The organism is Halomonas sp. SSL-5 (genome assembly GCF_030708455.1).
Lineage (GTDB): Bacteria > Pseudomonadota > Gammaproteobacteria > Pseudomonadales > Halomonadaceae > Halomonas.
The window spans coordinates 223433-241918 of record NZ_JAUYWF010000002.1 but is presented as its reverse complement, the minus strand read 5'-3'; the positions used below and the strand labels follow the sequence as shown (position 1 = coordinate 241918).

16 protein-coding genes are annotated in these 18486 nt (G+C 68.0%); 6 read left to right on the top strand and 10 right to left on the bottom strand.

Annotated features, from left to right (window positions below):
- Positions 1 to 16 precede the first annotated feature (16 nt).
- The gene (locus RAN53_RS02985) at positions 17 to 1003 is read left to right on the top strand and encodes a serine/threonine protein kinase (protein ID WP_305795329.1); all 987 of its coding nucleotides are present in this window, start codon (positions 17 to 19) and stop codon (positions 1001 to 1003) included.
- Positions 1004 to 1070: 67 nt separating this feature from the next.
- Here RAN53_RS02985 and RAN53_RS02980 read toward each other — a convergent pair whose 3' ends face one another.
- The gene (locus RAN53_RS02980) at positions 1071 to 1610 is read right to left on the bottom strand and encodes a hypothetical protein (protein ID WP_305795328.1); all 540 of its coding nucleotides are present in this window, start codon (positions 1608 to 1610) and stop codon (positions 1071 to 1073) included.
- Between the two features lie 261 nt (positions 1611 to 1871).
- On the opposite strand from RAN53_RS02980, the gene folE reads away from it, so the two are divergent.
- The 3 genes from folE (at position 1872) to RAN53_RS02965 (ending at position 4454) form a co-directional block, all read left to right on the top strand.
- Positions 1872 to 2429 carry a GTP cyclohydrolase I FolE gene (gene folE / locus RAN53_RS02975; RefSeq protein WP_305795327.1) on the top strand — a complete coding sequence of 186 codons (558 nt, stop codon included), beginning with the start codon at positions 1872 to 1874 and terminating at the stop codon, positions 2427 to 2429.
- Positions 2430 to 2471: 42 nt separating this feature from the next.
- Positions 2472 to 2873: a dihydroneopterin triphosphate 2'-epimerase gene (folX, locus tag RAN53_RS02970; protein ID WP_305795326.1), complete on the top strand. Its 402-nt coding sequence runs from the start codon at positions 2472 to 2474 to the stop codon at positions 2871 to 2873.
- Between the two features lie 123 nt (positions 2874 to 2996).
- A complete protein-coding gene (locus RAN53_RS02965; protein WP_305795325.1) occupies positions 2997 to 4454 on the top strand; it encodes an NAD-dependent succinate-semialdehyde dehydrogenase in 1458 nt (485 codons plus the stop codon).
- Positions 4455 to 4669: 215 nt separating this feature from the next.
- Here the strand turns inward: RAN53_RS02965 and purH are convergent, their stop codons facing one another.
- The 7 genes from purH to dsbD form a co-directional block, all read right to left on the bottom strand.
- Positions 4670 to 6250, bottom strand: coding sequence for a bifunctional phosphoribosylaminoimidazolecarboxamide formyltransferase/IMP cyclohydrolase (gene purH, locus RAN53_RS02960; protein ID WP_305795324.1), 1581 nt, complete (start codon positions 6248 to 6250; stop codon positions 4670 to 4672).
- Between the two features lie 97 nt (positions 6251 to 6347).
- Positions 6348 to 6668 carry a DNA-binding transcriptional regulator Fis gene (gene fis / locus RAN53_RS02955; protein WP_305795323.1) on the bottom strand — a complete coding sequence of 107 codons (321 nt, stop codon included), beginning with the start codon at positions 6666 to 6668 and terminating at the stop codon, positions 6348 to 6350.
- Positions 6665 to 7726 (bottom strand): tRNA dihydrouridine synthase DusB, encoded by a 1062-nt coding sequence (gene dusB, locus RAN53_RS02950; RefSeq protein WP_305795322.1) that lies wholly within the window; start codon positions 7724 to 7726, stop codon positions 6665 to 6667. The genes fis and dusB overlap by 4 nt, the downstream gene beginning before the upstream one ends.
- Positions 7727 to 7803: 77 nt before the next feature.
- Positions 7804 to 8718, bottom strand: coding sequence for a 50S ribosomal protein L11 methyltransferase (gene prmA, locus RAN53_RS02945; protein ID WP_305795321.1), 915 nt, complete (start codon positions 8716 to 8718; stop codon positions 7804 to 7806).
- 237 nt (positions 8719 to 8955) lie between these two features.
- Complete coding sequence (gene accC / locus RAN53_RS02940) at positions 8956 to 10305, bottom strand: acetyl-CoA carboxylase biotin carboxylase subunit (protein ID WP_305795320.1); 1350 nt, start codon at positions 10303 to 10305, stop codon at positions 8956 to 8958.
- A 43-nt stretch (positions 10306 to 10348) separates the two neighbouring features.
- Complete coding sequence (gene accB, locus RAN53_RS02935) at positions 10349 to 10816, bottom strand: acetyl-CoA carboxylase biotin carboxyl carrier protein (protein ID WP_305795319.1); 468 nt, start codon at positions 10814 to 10816, stop codon at positions 10349 to 10351.
- 239 nt (positions 10817 to 11055) lie between these two features.
- Entirely contained in the window at positions 11056 to 12939 is a 1884-nt protein-coding gene (dsbD, locus tag RAN53_RS02930; RefSeq protein ID WP_305795318.1) for a protein-disulfide reductase DsbD, read from the bottom strand.
- Between the two features lie 248 nt (positions 12940 to 13187).
- On the opposite strand from dsbD, the gene RAN53_RS02925 reads away from it, so the two are divergent.
- Positions 13188 to 14414 (top strand): DUF2333 family protein, encoded by a 1227-nt coding sequence (locus RAN53_RS02925; protein WP_305795317.1) that lies wholly within the window; start codon positions 13188 to 13190, stop codon positions 14412 to 14414.
- 131 nt (positions 14415 to 14545) lie between these two features.
- Here RAN53_RS02925 and ppa read toward each other — a convergent pair whose 3' ends face one another.
- Positions 14546 to 15076, bottom strand: coding sequence for an inorganic diphosphatase (gene ppa / locus RAN53_RS02920; protein WP_305795316.1), 531 nt, complete (start codon positions 15074 to 15076; stop codon positions 14546 to 14548).
- 271 nt (positions 15077 to 15347) lie between these two features.
- Here ppa and RAN53_RS02915 point away from each other — a divergent pair, with 271 nt between their 5' ends.
- Positions 15348 to 17081 carry a protein kinase domain-containing protein gene (locus RAN53_RS02915; RefSeq protein WP_305795315.1) on the top strand — a complete coding sequence of 578 codons (1734 nt, stop codon included), beginning with the start codon at positions 15348 to 15350 and terminating at the stop codon, positions 17079 to 17081.
- A 68-nt stretch (positions 17082 to 17149) separates the two neighbouring features.
- On the opposite strand, the gene RAN53_RS02910 is transcribed toward RAN53_RS02915, so the two are convergent.
- Positions 17150 to 18406 (bottom strand): 6-phosphofructokinase, encoded by a 1257-nt coding sequence (locus RAN53_RS02910; protein ID WP_305795314.1) that lies wholly within the window; start codon positions 18404 to 18406, stop codon positions 17150 to 17152.
- Positions 18407 to 18486 lie beyond the last annotated feature (80 nt).

Genomic DNA, 18486 nt, shown 5'->3' with positions numbered 1-18486 from the left:
CCCTGGAGGATGGACCATGGACACCGATCTGCACCCCTTCTCCACGCTGTCGCCCGCCCGGGTCGTGGCGGCCATCGAGTCACTGGGCTTCTGGCTGCCCGGCGAGCCCTTCGCATTGAACAGCTACGAGAACCGCGTGTACCTGGTCCACGACGACGAGCGCCGTCGCTGGGTGGCCAAGTTCTATCGCCCCGAACGCTGGAGCGATGCGCGCATCCAGGAGGAGCTAGACTTCCTCGCCGAACTGGCCCTGGCAGACGTGGCGGTGGCCGCGCCCTGGCGCGATGCCGAAGGGCGCAGCCTGCAGCATGCCGAGGGCTTTCGCTTCGCGCTCTTTCCCCAGTTGCCGGGCCAGGCGCCGGAGCTGGAGGACCCCGCCCACCTGTTTGCCCTGGGCGAGCTGATCGGCAGCGTGCACGCGGTGGGCGAGCGGGAACCCTTCCGGCATCGCGGCGCCATGGACCTGGATGCCATGGTGCTCGAGGCCCGCGAGCGGGTGCTCGCCGGGCCCTGGCTGGGTCGCCTTCAGCGTCAGGCCTACGCGCGCATCACGACGGCGCTGCACGAGGCGCTGGCGGTGTATCGCTGGGCCCCGGAGCAGGCGATACGCGTCCACGGTGACTGCCATATCGGTAACATCCTGGGCCGCGACGAGCACTTCGCCCTGGTGGATTTCGACGACTGCCTGATGGCCCCGGCGGTGCAGGACCTGTGGATGCTGATCACGGCACAGGCGCCCGAGGAGCGGCATATGCAGCTCTCGGAGGTGATCGAAGGCTACGAGCAGCACCGCGAATTCGATCGCCGCGAGCTGGCCCTGGCCGAGCCCCTGCGCACCCTTCGCCTGCTGCGCCACACGGCCTGGCTGGTATCACGCTGGGAGGATCCGGCCTTTCCCGTCGCCTTTCCCTGGCTGGCCGATGCCGGCTACTGGGATGGGCATATCAGGACCCTGGAGCAGCAGCGCCAGGCGCTAGAGAGGGCGCCGCGCTGGCTGGCCTGAGTGGTCGCCCCAAACGCCAGACGCACCCCGAGGGGTGCGTCTGGATCATGCCGAGCTGCTGTTGCGATCACTGGTCGGGGTCGGGCTGCTCGGCGGGGATCGGGTTGGCGACGCCGTCGCCCTCGGCCTGGCGGCGCTCGATATTGATCTGCTCGGAGGGGTTCGCCTGCTCCTCGATGGCCAGGTCGCTGGCCAGCTGGAGCTCGAAGCCGTGTTCCGGGGAGAGCTCGCAGCGCCCGTCCTGACAGGCGTCGATGCCGAACTCGCCGTCGCTGCCGTAGGCCGCGGCAGAGATCTCGCCGCTGTAGATGTGGCTGTCGTTGCCTTCGGTGTCGATGCAGGTGACGCTGGAGGTGGTGATGCGGATGCGCTCGCCGTCGAGCTGGGCATCGCCGACCATCACGCAGTAGTCGGGTACCTGATGGCTACCGCTGCCATCGGCCACCGGGCGCAGCAGGATGTCGTCCTGGCGAGGTGTCTCGGCGTCGAGGCTCAATGACGAGACCACCTGTACCTCCAGGCGGGCATCGGCGGGGAGTTCCAGGGTGGCGGCGAAGGCCAGGGAGGGGGCCAGCAGGAGGCCCAGCAGCAGGGGTGTCTTGGTCATGTCGGGCTCTCGCGGAAAGATCTGCACAGCAAGAAGATTGCATACTATCACAGCCTGACGCATCCACTCACCGCGGGATTCCGGGTGCGGCAGGATGTCGCGAGGCGAGGCAGGGCGAGAATGCATCGGTCGAGATGCCGAATAGCGCCGGCGGACTGCTAGACTATGGGCTTGGAGTGACAATAACTTGTACAAGATTAAAATCTTGTATATACAGTGTACATGACAACTGGTAATCAGCGACGACCTGACGGGGCCCCCATGACAGAAGAGCTCGCCAACCACTATCGGCAGATCATCCTCGCGCTGGGCGAGGATCCCGAGCGGGAGGGCCTGCGTGACACGCCCAAGCGCGCCGCCAAGGCCATGCAGTTCCTGAACCGCGGCTATCTTCAGTCGCTGGAGGAGATCGTCAATGGCGCCGTCTTCGAGTCGGAGACCGACGAGATGGTGCTGGTCAAGGACATCGAGCTCTACTCCATGTGCGAGCACCACCTGCTGCCCTTCATCGGCAAGTGTCATATCGCCTACCTGCCCGATGGCAAGGTGCTGGGGCTCTCCAAGTTCGCGCGCATCGTCGACATGTTCGCCCGCCGCATGCAGATCCAGGAGAATCTCACCCGGCAGATCGCCGAGGCCGTGCAGGAGGTGACCGGCGCCCGTGGCGTGGCGGTGGTGATCGAGGCCCGCCATCTGTGCATGATGATGCGCGGCGTCGAGAAGCAGAACTCCAGCATGACCTCCTCGGTGATGCTCGGCGCCTTTCGCCAGAATCAGTCGACCCGTCAGGAGTTCCTGATGTTGATCAACGGGCGCTGAGCCCCCCAGGTGCATACCCTCGAGAGCCCAGGAGAGCCGGCCATGCCGCTGCACGCCATCGACGACCAGCATTTCGACCACGATCTGGCGACCATTCGTATCAAGAACCTCCGCCTGCGCACGCATATCGGCATCAAGGAGGAGGAGATCAAGAACCGCCAGGACGTGGTGATCAACGCGGTGATCCGCTATCGCGCCGACAAGGCGGTGGCGTTCAACCATATCGAGCAGGCGCTGAACTACCGCACCATCACCAAGCAGGTGATCGCCCACGTCGAGGAGAACCGCTTCCTGCTGCTCGAGCGCATGACCCGCGAGGTGCTCGACCTGATCATGGCCCACGAGCAGGTGTTGACCGCCCAGGTCGAGATCGACAAGCCCCACGCCCTGCGCTTCGCCGACTCGGTCTCGATCACCCTGTCCGAGAGCCGTCAGCCACGCTGAGAGAGCCATCTGCCGCGTTGATGGCGGTACGATAAAAGGTAGGCCCCGGCGCTTGGAGTGCCGGGGCTTTGCGCTTAGCATGAGGGCAAACCGACCAGTGCCGCGAAGCGGCGGGAGAACAACATGCAAGCCCTCAAGGAAACGCAGCTCTACTGTCCCTTCGCCTATATCGACGGCAGCTGGGTGGCCGCCGACAGCGGCGAGCAGATCCAGGTCGTCAACCCGGCCACCGGCGAGGCCATGGGCGACGTGCCGCGCCTGGGGCGCGCCGAGACCGAGCGCGCCATCGAGGCCGCCCACGCGGCTCTGCCGGCCTGGAAGGGGCTGAGCGCCCTGGAGCGCGCCGACATCCTGATGAAGTGGTACGAGCTGATGCTCGAGCACCAGGATGACCTGGCGATGATCATGACCTTCGAGCAGGGCAAGCCACTCAAGGAGGCCGCCGGCGAGATCGCCTACGCGGCGAGCTTCCTGCGCTGGTTCGCCGAGGAGGCACGGCGCGTCTACGGCGATACCATCCCGGCCGCCAAGGCCAACCAGCGCATCGTGGTGACCAAGCAGCCGGTGGGCGTGGTCGGGGCCATCACCCCCTGGAACTTCCCGGCCGCGATGATCACCCGCAAGGCGGGCGCGGCGCTGGCCGCCGGCTGCACCATCGTCTGCAAGCCGGCCAGCCAGACGCCGTTCTCGGCCACGGCGCTGGCGCTGCTGGCCGAGCGTGCCGGCGTGCCCCGCGGCGTGTTCAACGTGGTGCCAGGGCGTGCCAGCGAGATCGCCGCGGCCATGACCGAGTCCCCGCTGGTGCGCAAGATCACCTTCACCGGCTCCACCGAGGTGGGACGCGAGCTGATGGCCAATGCCTCCCGGCATATCCAGAAGATCTCCCTGGAACTGGGCGGCAACGCGCCCTTCATCGTCTTCGAGGATGCCGACCTGGACGCCGCGGTGGAGGGCGCCATGGCCGCCAAGTTCCGCAACGCCGGTCAGACCTGCGTGTGCACCAACCGCTTCCTGGTGCAGTCCAGCGTGGTCAACGCCTTCTGCGAGAAGCTCGCCGTGGCCATGCACAGCGAGCTCAGGGTGGGCGACGGCACCCAGGACGGGATCAACATCGGCCCGCTGATCGATGACAAGGCGGTGGCCAAGGTGAGCGAGCACGTCCAGGACGCCGTGGACAAGGGCGCCGAGCTGCTGATGGGCGGCCACCCCCACCCGCTGGGCGGCAACTTCTTCACGCCGACCCTGATCAGCTTCGCCACCGACCAGATGAAGGTGGCCCGGGAGGAGACCTTCGGCCCGTTGGCCGCGGTGTTCCCCTTCGACGACGAGGAGAGCGCGGTGGAGATGGCCAACGACACCGAGTATGGCCTCGCCGCCTACTTCTATTCTCGCGACCTGGGCCGCGTGTGGCGCGTCGCCGACGCCCTGGAGTACGGTATGGTGGGCATCAACACCGGGCTGATCTCCAACGCCGCCGCTCCGTTCGGTGGGGTCAAGGCCTCGGGCCTCGGCCGCGAGGGCGGCCATCAGGGGCTGGATGAGTTCCTCGAGACCAAGTACCTCTGCATCGATCTGGGATAGGAGCGACAAGGCTCAAGGGGCAAGGAACAAGCGGCTCGTCGACGGGCCGCAATCCCTCCCACGAAAAAACCCACTCGACCTGACAGTTGAGTGGGTTTTTTCAGTGACTGTGGTCAGAGTCAGGACGCCTGCAAGGAGCCCCGGAATATCATCGCTTGCTCCTTGCTCCTTGCTCCTTGCTCCTTGCTCCTTGCAGCTCGCCGCAGGCGCTGGCGTCAGTGCCTGAAGTGGCGCATGCCGGTGAACACCATGGCGATGCCCGCTTCGTTGGCGGCGTCGATCACCTCCTGGTCGCGCATGGAGCCGCCGGGCTGGATCACCGCGGCGATGCCGGCGGCGGCGGCGGCATCGATGCCATCGCGGAAGGGGAAGAAGGCGTCACTGGCCATCACCGAGCCGGGTACCGAGAGGCCCTCGTCGGCGGCCTTGATGCCGGCGATCCTGGCCGAGTAGACGCGGCTCATCTGGCCGGCGCCCACGCCGATGGTCTGGCCCCCCTTGGCGTAGACGATGGCGTTGGACTTGACGTACTTGGCCACCTTCCAGGCGAAGGCCAGGTCGCGCAGCTCCTGCTCGGTGGGCACGCGCTCGCTGACCACGGTGAGTTCGTCGCGGCCGACCATGCCCAGGTCGCGGTCCTGGACCAGCAGTCCACCGGTGACCCGCTTGAAGTCGTGGGCATGACCACGCTCGCCGGGCCAGTGGGCGCCGACGTCGAGCAGGCGTACGTTCTGCTTCTCGGCGACGATCTCGGCGGCCTCGGCGGTGACCCCGGGGGCGATGATCACCTCGACGAACTGGCGGTCGATGATGGCCCGGGCGGTCTCGGCGGTAAGCGGCACGTTGAAGGCGATGATGCCGCCGAAGGCGCTGGTGGGGTCGGTGGCGAAGGCCTTGTCGTAGGCCTCCACGGCGCTGGCACCCACCGCCACGCCACAGGGGTTGGCGTGCTTGACGATCACGCAGGCGGTCTCGGAGAAGGCCTTGACGCACTCGAAGGCGGCGTCGGTATCGGCGACGTTATTGAAGGAGAGCGCCTTGCCGTTGAGCTGCACGGCGGTGGCCACGCTGGGCTCGCTGGCATCGGCCTCGACATAGAAGGCCGCGTTCTGGTGCGGGTTCTCGCCGTAGCGCATGGCCTGCTTCTTCTCGAACTGCAGGTTGTAGGTGCGCGGGAAGCCATCCTCGCCACCCGCGACGCGCTGGCCGAGGTAGTCGGCGATGGCGGCGTCGTAGCCGGCGGTGTGCTCGAAGGCCTTCACCGCCAGGTCGAAGCGGGTGGCGTCACTCACCGCGCCGTCCTGGGCAGCGATCTCGCCCAGCACCCGGGCGTAGTCGCCGGCGTCTACCACGATGGTGGTGTAGGCGTGGTTCTTGGCGCAGGCGCGCACCATGGTGGGGCCGCCGATATCGATGTTCTCGATGGCGTCCTCCAGGGTGCAGTCGGGGCGCGCCACGGTCTGGGCGAAGGGGTAGAGGTTGACCACCACCATGTCGATGGGCGCGATGTCGTGCTCCGCCATCACCGCATCGTCTTGACCGCGACGGCCGAGGATGCCGCCGTGGATCTTCGGATGCAGGGTCTTGACGCGGCCGTCCATGATCTCGGGGAAGCCGGTGTGCTCGGAGACCTCGGTCACCGCGATGCCGTTCTCCTGGAGCAGGCGGAAGGTGCCGCCGGTGGAGAGCAGTTCGACGCCGTGCTCGGACAGGCCGCGGGCGAAGTCGACGATGCCGGTCTTGTCGGAGACGCTGATCAGGGCGCGGCGAACCGCGGTGGGGGAGGCTTGGGCCATGGGGACACTCTCTTGACGTCTGGGCGGTGGATGGAGGGGGCGAAAGTCGCGGTGGCGGGTCGAGTGCCGCGCCGAAGGGAGCGCGAGGCTCCCCTCGTCAAATCAGGTCATACTGCTTGAGCTTCTTGCGCAGGGTGCCGCGATTGAGGCCGAGCATCTCGGCGGCGCGGGTCTGGTTGCCCTGGGTATGCTCGAGCACCGAGGCCAGCAACGGGGCCTCGACCTCGGCCATCACCATGGCGTGGAGCCCGGTGACGTCGCCGCCATCCAGATGGGCGAAATAGCGGCGCATGGAGAGCTCCACCGCCTCGCGGAGCGGCTGTTGGCCACCCTCCTGTGCGGCGAGGTGCGGGGGCGCGTCGTCCAGTTGGCGGCCTGTCGATAGCGCTGGGTCGGAGGGAAGGGCTTGGCTGGTCATGCGGCTCGTGTTCCTTTCGCGGTCGCACCCGACTCGTGTGGCGCAGCGGCCGATGAGCGGGCATGACCAAAGAGGTCGTCGATGAAACGGTGCTGGTCGGCCGTGCTCTCGAGGCGATTGAAATGTCCCTTGAGCTCGCGGCGCTGGGCCTCGCGGATGCAGGCGTCGCCGGCCAGGTACCAGCCGATGTGCTTGCGCGCGATGCGCACGCCCATGAAATCACCATAGAAATCGTGGAGCGCCTCGAGGTGGTCGCGGAGCACCCCGGCACGCTCGCTGTCACTCGGTGGCGACAGGGGGACGCCATGGCGCAGATAGTGGTTGATCTCGCGAAAGATCCAGGGATTGCCCTGGGCGCCACGCCCGACCATCACCGCATCCGCCCCAGTATAGTCGAGGACCTCGGCGGCCTTCTCGGCGGAGTCGATATCGCCGTTGGCGAATACCGGGATCGACACCGCCGCCTTGATGGTGGCGATGGTGTCGTATTCGGCGTGGCCGGTGTAGCGCTGCTGGCGGTGGCGACCGTGCACCGCCAGTGCCTGGATGCCGGCGTCTTCGGCGAGCCGCGCGATGCGCAGGCCGTTGTTGCTCTCGGCACACCAGCCGGTGCGGATCTTCAGGGTCACCGGCACGTCCACCGCCGCCACCACTGCCGTGAGGATCTCGGCGACCAGCGCCTCGTCGCGCAGCAGGGCGGAGCCGGCGGCCTTGTTGCACACCTTCTTGGCCGGGCAGCCCATGTTGATGTCGATGATCTCGGCGCCCTGGTCGGCGTTGAGGCGGGCGGCCTCGGCGAGCATGGTGGCATCGCCGCCGGCGATCTGTACGCTGCGCGGCCCCGGCTCGCCGCGATGATCCATACGCAGCCGTGACTTGCGGGTGTGCCACAGGCCGGGATCCGAGGTGACCATCTCGCCCACCACCAGCCCGGCCCCCAGCTGGCGACACAGCTGCCGGAAGGGGCGGTCGGTGACCCCGGCCATGGGCGCCAGGATGGCGCGGTTGGGCAGGGTATGGTCACCGATGCGGGGCAATGGCTGGCTGGACTCGGACATGGCTCGGGGCAGTGGCGGCAGGAGGGGGCATATCATACGCCCCCCATCGGACAGGGTGAAGTGGCACTCGGGGCTTGCTAGCTCGGCCGACGCCCGCTGAGGCGCACCCAGCCCTCGCGAGTGACCGGCTCATCCATCCGCAGGCCCTGCTCGCGATAGGCCTGGAGCACCTCCTCGGCCTGGGCCGCGAGGATGCCGGAGAGCGCCAGGCGCCCGCCGGGAGCCACGTGGCCGGCGATCATCGGCGCCATCTCGACCAGCGGCCCGGCGAGGACGTTGGCCACCACGATGGGAAAGGCCTCGCCGTCATCGAGCTGTTCCGGATAGCAGAGGCGCAGGGCCGGCTCCGCCACGCCGTTGCGCTCGGCATTGTCGCGGCTCGCGGTGAGCGCCTGGGGGTCGATATCGGTGCCCGTCGCGGTGGCCGCGCCGAGCTTGAGGGCGGCGATGGCCAGGATGCCCGAGCCAGTGCCCACGTCGAGGATCGCCTGGCCGTCGAGGGCCTCTGTTATTGCCAGGCCGTCGAGCCAGGCCAGGCAGAGCGCGGTCGTCGGGTGGGTGCCGGTGCCGAAGGCCAGCCCCGGGTCCAGGTGCAGGTTGACCGCGCCCGGCTCCGGGGGCTCGTGCCAGCTGGGCACGATCCACAGGCGTTCACCCATCTGCAGGGGCGTGAAGTCGTCCATCCACTCGCGTTCCCAGTCGCGGTCGGCGAGCAGCTCGACCTCGATCTCGGGGCAGGGCTCCTCGGGCTGCTCGGCGGCCCAGGCCTGATGTACCCGTTCGAGCATGGCATCGACCCCCTCGAGGTCGTCGTAGAGCCCGGTGAGCACCGTCTCGTGCCACAGCGGAGTGCTACCGCGCTCGGGCTCGAATACCGGGTCGTCATGGGCGTCCTGAAGGGTGATGGCGGTCGCCCCCTCGGCGAGCAGCAGCTCCTCGAGGGTCTCGGCCTGCTCCGGGGCGATATGGGCCTTGAGTTGCAGCCAGGGCATAAAGGTTCCCGTGGTGGCTCAGAAATGAAAAGGCCGCACTGCGGTGTCGATGCGGCCTGGAATAATGGCTTGGCTCGGCGGCGAGGGGCGCCGGGGGCAGGCTTGGAGGGGGTCCTACGCCAGGGATGGCGTCGGTAGCGCCCAGGGAGGGGTTCACAGCGCCCCCGAACAAGCCTGCCGCCGGATCAGCCCCGAGCCATGTGGCACTCGGGGCCGACGGGGCCGGGGATCAAGGAGTTACAGCCCCAGCTTCTTCTCCAGGTAGTGGATATTGACGCCGCCTTGCCGGAAGTAGCCGTCGCGCACCAGATCCTTGTGCAGGTCGGTGTTGGTCTTGATGCCCTCCACCAGCAGCTCGTCCAGGGCGACCCGCATGCGGGTCAGCGCCGTTTCACGGTCGGCACCCCAGGTGATCAGCTTGCCGATCAGCGAGTCGTAGTGGGGCGGCACGGTGTAGCCGGTGTAGAGGTGGGAGTCCATGCGCACGCCCAGGCCGCCCGGCGGGTGATAGAGGCTGACCTTGCCCGGAGAGGGCATGAAGGTGCGCGGATCCTCGGCATTGATGCGACACTCGAAGGCGTGGCCGCTGAGCTCCACATCCTCCTGGCGGAGGGAGAGGGGCAGGCCGGAGGCGATGCGCAACTGCTCCCTGACGATATCCACGCCGGTGACCATCTCGGTGACCGGGTGCTCCACCTGCACGCGGGTGTTCATCTCGATGAAGAAGAACTCGCCGTCCTCGTAGAGGAACTCGAAGGTGCCGGCGCCGCGATAGCCGATGGTGATGCAGGCCTGGCGGCACGCCTCGAGGACCTCGGCGCGGGCCTCGGGATCGAGCATCGGTGCCGGGGCTTCCTCGATCACCTTCTGGTGACGGCGCTGCAGCGAGCAGTCGCGGTCATACAGGTGGATGGCGTTGCCCTGGCCGTCGGCGAGCACCTGCACCTCCACGTGGCGCGGGTTCTCGAGGAACTTCTCCATGTAGACGGTGCCGTCACCGAAGGCCGAGTGCGCCTCGGTGCGAGTCACGTTCACGGCGGAGAGCAGGTGCGCCTCGGTGTGCACCACGCGCATGCCGCGCCCGCCGCCGCCGGCGGCGGCCTTGATGATCACCGGGTAGCCGATCCGCCGCGCGGTGGCCAGGATCTCGGCTTCCTCGCCCTCACCCTCGGGCAGCGGGCCGTCGGAGCCGGGAACGGTCGGCACGCCGGCCTTCTTCATCGACTCGATGGCGCTGACCTTGTCGCCCATCAGGCGGATGGTCTCCGCCCGGGGACCGATGAAGGTAAAGCCGGAGCGTTCCACCTGCTCGGCGAAGTTGGCATTCTCGGAGAGGAAGCCGTAGCCGGGGTGGATGGCGCTGCTGTCGGTGACCTCGGCGGCACTGATCAGCGCCGGGATGTTGAGATAGGACTGGGCCGAGGGGGCCGGCCCGATGCACACGGCCTCGTCGGCCAGGCGCACGTGCATCAGCTCGCGGTCGGCCTTGGAGTGGACCGCCACCGTCCTGATGCCCAGCTCCTTGCAGGCGCGCAGGATGCGCAGGGCGATCTCGCCGCGGTTGGCGATAAGAACCTTGTCCAGCATGATGGGTCCGCCAGTGTCGGGTGAATGAAGAGGTAAGCGATGCTCAGGCGATGACGACCAGGGGCTGGTCGTATTCCACCGGCTCGCCGTCCTCGACCAGGATCGCCTCGATCACGCCGTCACGGTCGGCCTCGATCTGGTTCATCATCTTCATGGCCTCGACGATGCATACCGTCTCGCCCTTCTTGACGTGGGAGCCGATCTCGACGAAGACCTTGGCGCCCGGGGCCGGTGAGCGATAGAAGGTGCCCACCATGGGGGAGGTGACGGCCTGGCCCTGGAAGCTGGGGCCCTCGGGTGCCGCCGGGCCGGCGCTCTCGGCGGGGGCCGGTGCGCTGGCGGGAGCCGGCTGCGCCGCCGGGGCGTAGCCCTGGGGCATGGGGGCCTGCCAGTTCACGCCGTTGGGGTGGCGGCTGATGCGAACCGACTCTTCGCCTTCCTGGATCTCGATTTCGCTGATGTTCGACTCTTCGAGCAACTCGATCAGCTTCTTGACCTTGCGGATATCCATGACGTTCGTCCCGATCGGTTGGGTGCGGTGAATGGCCGTTGGCCCGGTGCTGTCAACCATGGCCAAGTTTCATTAGATCGCGGCAAGATGGCGACTCTTCCGCGTCTATAGGCCGTTAAAAGAGGGTAGCGCCGGAGTTTGCCGAAAAACCGCAGGGATGTCCAGCGCAGACGAAAACGTCGTTCACAACCCGGCGAGCGAGACCTGAACGGCGTCGGGAAGGGCGATGGCAAGGGGCCTCAGGCGCTCTCGGCGGTGCGCGCCTCGAGCCAGCCCAGCACGCCGTTGAGGTGCTCCGCCAGCGGTTCGGCGCGGGTCTCGCCCTGGATGCGAGCCGAGCGAATCTCCTCGCCGCCGTGGAAGAATAGCAGGCTGGGCGGGCCGAACAGCTCGTAGCGGTCGAGCAGTTCGCGGCTGGCGGCGTTGGTGTCGGTGACATCGACGTTGATGCGGGCGAAGGCAGCCAGCGGCTCGGCGACCCGCGGGTCGGGGTAGACCTGACGCTCGAGCTGCTTGCACGAGATGCACCAGTCGGCGGTGAAGTGGACGAAGGCGGCTTGACCCTCGGGCACCGAGGCGAGTGCCTGCTGCAGTCCGCCGAGCTCGTCCACGGTGGTCACCGCGGCAGCGGGCTGGCCACTGCCCGACGCCGACCCGGCCCCGGCCGTCAGCGGTGCCAGCGGGCGGAGCGGATCGCTGGCGCCGCCGGCCGCGCCCAGCACCAGTGCCAGGCCCCAGGCCAGCAGCAGCAGCCCGAGCGCCTGACGTGCCCGCGCCCATCCCTGGGGCAGATTGGTGGACATGGCGCCGAGTGCCAGGGCGGTACCGACCGCCAGGGCCGCCCACAGCAGCAGCACGGCAGTGGCCGGCAGCAGGCGCTCGACCAGCCAGATCGCCACCCCCAGCAGCAGGATGCCGAAGGCGATCTTGACACCATTCATCCAGGCACCGCTGCGCGGCAGCAGGGTGGTGCCGAAGGTGCCTACCAGCAGCAGCGGCACGCCCATGCCCAGGCCCAGGGCGAGCAGGGCGGCGCCCCCCATCACGGCGTCGCCGGTGGTGGAGATGAACACCAGGGCGCCGGCCAGGGGTGCCGAGACGCAGGGTGAGACCACCAGCACCGACAGCGCGCCGGCCAGGGCCAGGCCGGCGGGGCCGCTCTGCTGGGCGCGCGCCTGCCAGCCGTCGATGCGGCCGGCCAGTCGGGGCGAGAGACGCATCTCGAAGGCGCCGAACATGGCCAGGGCGAAGAGGGTGAAGAGCGCCGCGAAGGTGATCAGCACCGGCGCCGACTGCAGCCGCGCCTGGAGGTTGAGTCCGGCCCCGAACAGGCCCATCAGCACGCCGACCAGAGCATAGGTGAGTGCCATGCCGGCCACGTAGCTGGCGGAGAGGGCGAATGCGCGTGGCCGGCTGGGGTTCTGGCCGACGATGATCGAGGAGAGGATCGGCACCATGGGCAGCACGCAGGGGGTGAAGGTCAGCCCCAGGCCGGCGAGGAAGAAGAGCCCCAGCGCCAGCGGCAGGCTGGCCTCGGCCATCAGCGCCTGGAAGCGCCCGTCCTCACTCTGCGGGGCAGCGAGGCCGACGGGTGAGGCATCGGCGCTGGCCCTGTCGGTGCCACCCCCCTCGGCGGAGCCGGCACCGCCATCCGGCGGCTGCCAGCCGGCAAAGGCCACCGGCGCCTGCTGCTCGGCGGCCTCCATGTCGACGCGCTCGGGGGGGTAGCAGAGGCCGGCGTCGGCGCAGCCCTGGAAGGTGACGGTGATCGGGACCACGCCGCTGGCCGGTTCCTCGAGGGGCACCTCGAAGACCAGGGTGTCGCGGAAGGTATAGACGTCGCCGAGGAACTCGTCGCTGGTGAAGGTGCCCTCGGGGAGCTCCGGCTCCCCTAGCGGCTGGTTGGCCGACTCCACCGCAAACTGGTGGCGATAGAGATAGTAGCCTTCGGCGGCCTGCATGCCGATGTAGAGGGTCTCGCCGTCATGCCAGGCGCTGGGCTGGAAGGCCTCCAGTACCGGCAGGAACTCCTTGTCATCGCTTCCGAACCACTGGGCCTGGGCGGCGATCGGCAGCAGCAACAGCAGCAGGGTCGTCAAGGCGAATCGTCGAAGGCTGGTCACGGAAATCCTGTCCTGGGTTGGGGTGTGGCTGGCGATCAGACTCCACCCGACCCAGGGGGTTCCGGTGCCGGCCCGGCATCGGCGCGCTGGTGTCGACTCCCGGCGAGAGAGCCGGGATGGGCTGACCGCTTGCGCTGGTCGGGTGCTAGGATACCGCAGGAGAGGGCGTGTCTTCATCGAGGGACGTGGCGAGAGGTGTGCCACGTTGTCGCACGCTCCCATGACTCGTATCGGAAAGGAACCTGCACATGGCTTGGATGGGCAAGGGCGGCGCCAGGCGTCGCGAGAGGGTCGAAGCGCTGGAGCGCCCTGAATACGGCTGGATCTGGAAGCCGCTGCTGACGCTGCTGGTGATCTATCTGGTGGTGACGCTGGCCCTCGGGGTCTGGTGGAGCCGCACGCCGCCGCCGCACAGCGTCGAGCAGGTGCCCATGGAGCGGCGTGGGGACGCCGGTGGCGAGCCCGCCGCCCGAGGCGCGGTGACGGTGGCCACCCTGGCCTCCATCGTCGAGACCCTGTATGCCAAGCCCGGTGGCTATCTGCGTAACGATCGCCTGCCCCCGGGGCTGTGGCTGGACAACATGCCGAGCTGGGAGCGGGGCGTGCTGGACCAGGCCAAGGATCTGGCGCGAGCCCTGCCCTCGATGCATCCGGACGAGGTCGAACGCCTGGAAGAGGCGGTGCGCGGCCTGGCCGGAGACGGCCTCGACTGGTACCGGCCCGCCACCGAGACACACCTGGTAGCGGCGGTGGCCGCCCTGGATAGCGAGCTGGCGGCGCTGGGCGGCATGCAGGCCGAGGGCTTCGTCCCTGGGGCCGGACTGCGCCGCTGGCTCGCCGATGTCGGGGTGCGCCTCGACGATCTCTCCCTGCGCCTGGCCTCGGGGGCCGGAGGGCACCAGCTGCTGCGTGAGCTGGCCATCGACAGCGAGGCACTACCCGAGGGCACGCCCTGGTATCGGGTCGACAACGTCTTCTTTGAGGCGCGCGGCACCGGCTGGGCGCTGGTCCAGATGCTGGAGGGTGTTCAGCGCGACCAGGCCGATGTGCTGGAGAGCGCCGGGGTGACCGCGCGCTGGGAGCGGCTGCGCGCCGAGCTGGCCATGACCCAGCGCCGGCTGTGGAGCCCGGTGGTGATGAGCGGCTCCGGCTTCGGCCCCTTCGCCAACCATACGCTGGTGATGGCGCTCCACGTCAGCCGGGCCCGCGACCTGGTCGAGGAGATCGCCACGGCGCTGGCCGAGAGTGACGCCCTCGAGGCGTCTGGCGATGGCGTCATCCAGGCGCCGGCCAGCGAGCCCGAGGTGGTCGAGGTGACCCGGGATGCCTCGCCCGAGCGGCAGGGCGAGCCTCAGGCAGGCGGGCAGGACGTGACTCCGGAGGACGTGAATCAGGAAGAGGCGAGCAGCCAGGAGGAGGCGAGCAGCCAGGAAGAGGCTGGCCAGGAAGAGCCCGCACCGCAGGCCAGCGAGTAGCCGGCCATCAACCGGCCCGGTGTTCGGCTGGCCCAGTTTAGCGGGCAACAATGAAGCGGGCCGCCCCTTGGGCGGCCCGCTTCACGTCTGGCTCGAGTCCAGGCGGCCGAGGGCCGCAGTCGGACGCGAATTCAGGCCTTGTGGTAGGCGGCGGAGGCCTTCTCGATGGCCTTGCGAGCCGCTTCGACGCCTTCCCAGGACTCCACCTTGACCCACTTGCCCTTCTCGAGATCCTTGTAGTTCTCGAAGAAGTGGGCGATCTGCTGGCGCAGCAGCTCGGGCAGGTCGGTCACTTCCTGGACATCGTCATAGAGGCTGGAGAGCTTGTGATGCGGCACGCATACCAGCTTGGCGTCCTCACCGGCCTCGTCGGTCATGTTGAGGATGCCCACCGGGCGGGCGCGGATGATGCTACCGGGCTGGACCGGGTAGGGGGTCACGACCAGGGCGTCCAGGGCATCGCCGTCGTCGGCCAGGGTGTGCGGGATGAAGCCGTAGTTGGCCGGGTAGAACATCGGGGTGGCCATGAAGCGGTCGACCAGCAGGGCGCCCATGTCCTTGTCGATCTCGTACTTCACGGGCGCATGGTTGGCCGGGATCTCGATCGCCACGTAGAGGTCGTTGGGAAGGTCTTTGCCGGCGGGGATGTTGTCGAAGTTCATCGTCGCTTCCTTGGGGGGTTGCCAATAGCGGTTGGAAATGGTGGTTGGCGAATGGTCTTGGCCAATGATCTTGGCGAATCGTCTGGATGAAAAAATTTGCGAAATTATACGGGCCTGCCCGGGTGAATACCAATTCGACCATCGGTGCCGTCGCTGCTTCGCCCCAGGGCGGCACCTTCGGAGGGGCACCGCCGTGCCGCGCTCCCGTGTATGATGGGCGCCGCCACGGAGCCGGGCTTCGGGCAGGCAACCATCGGGCAAGGAGGGGTGAGTGACTCCCGCGCAGCTGTCATTGAGTTTTGGCCAGGCCTTCGTGGCGCCGAATCGCCGGCGGCATCGCAGCTCCATGTCGGTACGGCTGCCCGACGCGCCCCAGCTCAACGCCAAGGGGGCCTGTGCGCTGATCAGTGACGCCACCCTGCGCAACAGCATGGCCCAGCAGGCCGGGGACCTCAGCGTGCGCGGCTTCCTCGCCGACTATTACTCCACCCCCGACCACTGGGACGTCAAGACGTCGGCGACCCGCGTGCTGCGCGCCCTTAACGCCTGGAGCTACAGCCAGAGCCGCCAGGTGGCGGAGGTCAGCTACGTCACCTCGCTGTCGGCGCTGGTGCTGCGCGGTGCCGAGGGGCATCTCTTCCATGTGGGCGACACCCTGGTGTTCCGGCTGCGCGGGGCGGAGTTCGAACAGCTGACCCGTGATCACGTCACCGACCTCGGGGGCTATCGCTACCCCTCTCGGGCCCTGGGCATGGATAACAGCATCGACATCGATTACCTGCACTTTCCGGTCAAGCAGGGGGATCTGTTCCTGTTCACCACCCAGGCGGTGCTGGGCACCCTGATGCCGTCGGAGTATGTGCAGTTGATCCGCCAGGACGCCAGCGATCTCGATGCCGCCTGTGATCGCCTGGCCGAGGCGGCGGTGCAGCGCGCCCAGTCGCGCGGCTACGGGGCCGACCAGTTCTGCTTCCAGCTGGTGCGCATCGATGAGCTGCCCGACGCCCAGTCCGACCACCCGGCCAAGGTGTACGGTGAACTGCCGATCCCGCCCGAGCTCTCGCCTGGGGATCGCCTCGATGGCCTGGAGGTGCTGGCCGTGCTGTCACGCACCGCCCAGTCGCGGGTCTACCGGGTGCGCGACCTCAAGAGCGAACGCGAGATGGTGATGAAGGCACCGAGCCCCGAGCTCTCCCACCGCAATATCTACCTGGAGCACTTCCTGCTCCAGCAGTGGGTGGTGGAGCGGGTCAAGTCACCCTTCGTGGTGCGTGTGATGGAGACGTCGCGGCCGCGTCGCTTCCTCTACTACCTGATGGCCCATGTCGAGGGCGAGACCCTGGTGGACTGGGCGCGGCGCCACCCCCAGGCCAGCCTGGCCCAGCGCCTGGATATCGCCAACCAGCTGGGCAAGGCGGTGCAGGCCCTGCACCACCGCGAGCTGCTGCACCAGCAGATCCATCCCGGCAATGTGCTGATCGATACCCATGGGCAGGTCGTGCTGACCGACTTCAGTGCCTGCCGGATGCGCGACGGGGGTGGGCTCAAGGATGCCCGCGAGCTGTTGCGCCAGGTGGGGCTCACCGAACACAGCGCCCCGGAATACGCCCTGGATGACGGGATCGGTCGGCGCAGCGACCAGTACTCCTATGCCTCCACGGTCTACTGGCTGCTGACCGGCGAGCTGCCCTATGAAGTGCCTCCCAACCGCCTGCGCAGCCATACCGATCTCGAGCAGCTCGTCTACCGCAGCGCGCGGCAGCGCAACCCCGAAGTGCCTCAGGCCCTGGACGAGGCGTTGCGCCGGGCGCTGGACCCCCAGCGGGCGCTGCGTTATCGGCGCATGTCGGAGTTCCTGCGTGAGCTTCGCCAGCCCCTGGCGATCTCGCGCCAGTCGACGGCATCGCGACTCAGCCCGCGGCGGTTCCGCGACTCCGGCCACTTCTGGCAGGGCATCGCGGCGATCCTGCTGCTGCTGCTGGTGCTTTCCTGGTTGCTGCGATAGGGCCTTCGGCCAGGATCAAGGCGCAAGGGGAGGTTGCCCCTTGTTCCTTGACCCTTGTTCCTTGTGACTTAGAGCTTGAACTCCGGCAGCTTGCGCTCGACACGGTGCTTGGCCAGCTTCGCCACCCGGGGCAGGCCGTTGTCGAACGGGGGGAAGTCCTCGCCCTGGATCAGCGGCGACAGGTACTGGCGGCAGGCCGCGGTGATGCCGAAGCCATCCTCGCTGATGAAGTCGCGAGGCATGAACTTCTCGCGGTTGGCAATCTCGGCCAGCGGGGCGGCCTCGATGCGCCAGGCATAGGGGGCATCGGAGACACGCTTGATCGCCGGCATCATCGCGTTCTTGCCCTCGATGGCCAGCTCCACGGCCTTCTCGCCCACCGCATAGGCCTGCTCGACGTCGGTCCTGGAGGCCAGGTGGCGAGCGGCGCGCTGCAGGTAGTCGGCCACCGCCCAGTGGTACTTGTAGCCCAGGTCCTGCTTGACCATGCCGGCCAGGGTCGGCGCCACGCCGCCCAGCTGGCGATGGCCGAAGGCATCGGTGTTGCCGGCGTCGGCGAGGAAGGTGCCATCCTCGTAGCGGGCACCCTCGGAGACCACGATCACGCAGTAGCCGTACTTCTTTACCGCCTCGTCGACGCGGGCCATGACGGCTTCACGGTCGAAGGCTATCTCGGGAAAGATCACCAGGTGGGGCGGCTCGCCCTCGCCCTGGCCGGCAAGTGCCCCGGAGGCGGCGATCCAGCCGGCATGGCGGCCCATGACCTCGAGCACGAACACCTTGGTGGAGGTGGCGCACATGGAGGCGATGTCCAGCGAGGCCTCCAGGGTCGAGGTGGCGATATACTTGGCCACGCTGCCGAAGCCCGGGGAGTTGTCGGTGATCGGCAGGTCGTTGTCCACGGTCTTGGGTACGTGGATGGCGGTGAGCGGATAGCCGAGCTTCTCGGAGAGCTGCGAGACCTTGAGGCAGGTGTCGGCACTGTCGCCACCGCCGTTGTAGAAGAAGTAGCGGATATCGTGGGCGCGGAACACCTCGATCAGCCGCTCGTACTGGGCGCGGTGGCTCTCGATGTCCTTCAGCTTGTAGCGGCAGGAGCCGAAGGCGCCGCCCGGGGTATGGCGCAGCGCGGCGATCGCCTCGTCGGACTCCTGGCTGACATCGATCAGCTCCTCGGTGAGGGCGCCGATGATGCCATTGTGGCCGGCATAGACCTTGCCGATACGGTCGGGATGGCGGCGGCAGGCCTCGATCACGCCGCAGGCGCTGGCGTTGATCACGGCGGTGACGCCACCTGACTGGGCGTAGAAGGCATTGTGGGCCATGGGGCTGGTCTGCTCCTGAGCGTCGCTGCTGTTCGGGAATGGGGTGACGAAAGTCGCAGGATTCTAGCCGAAAGTGGCCG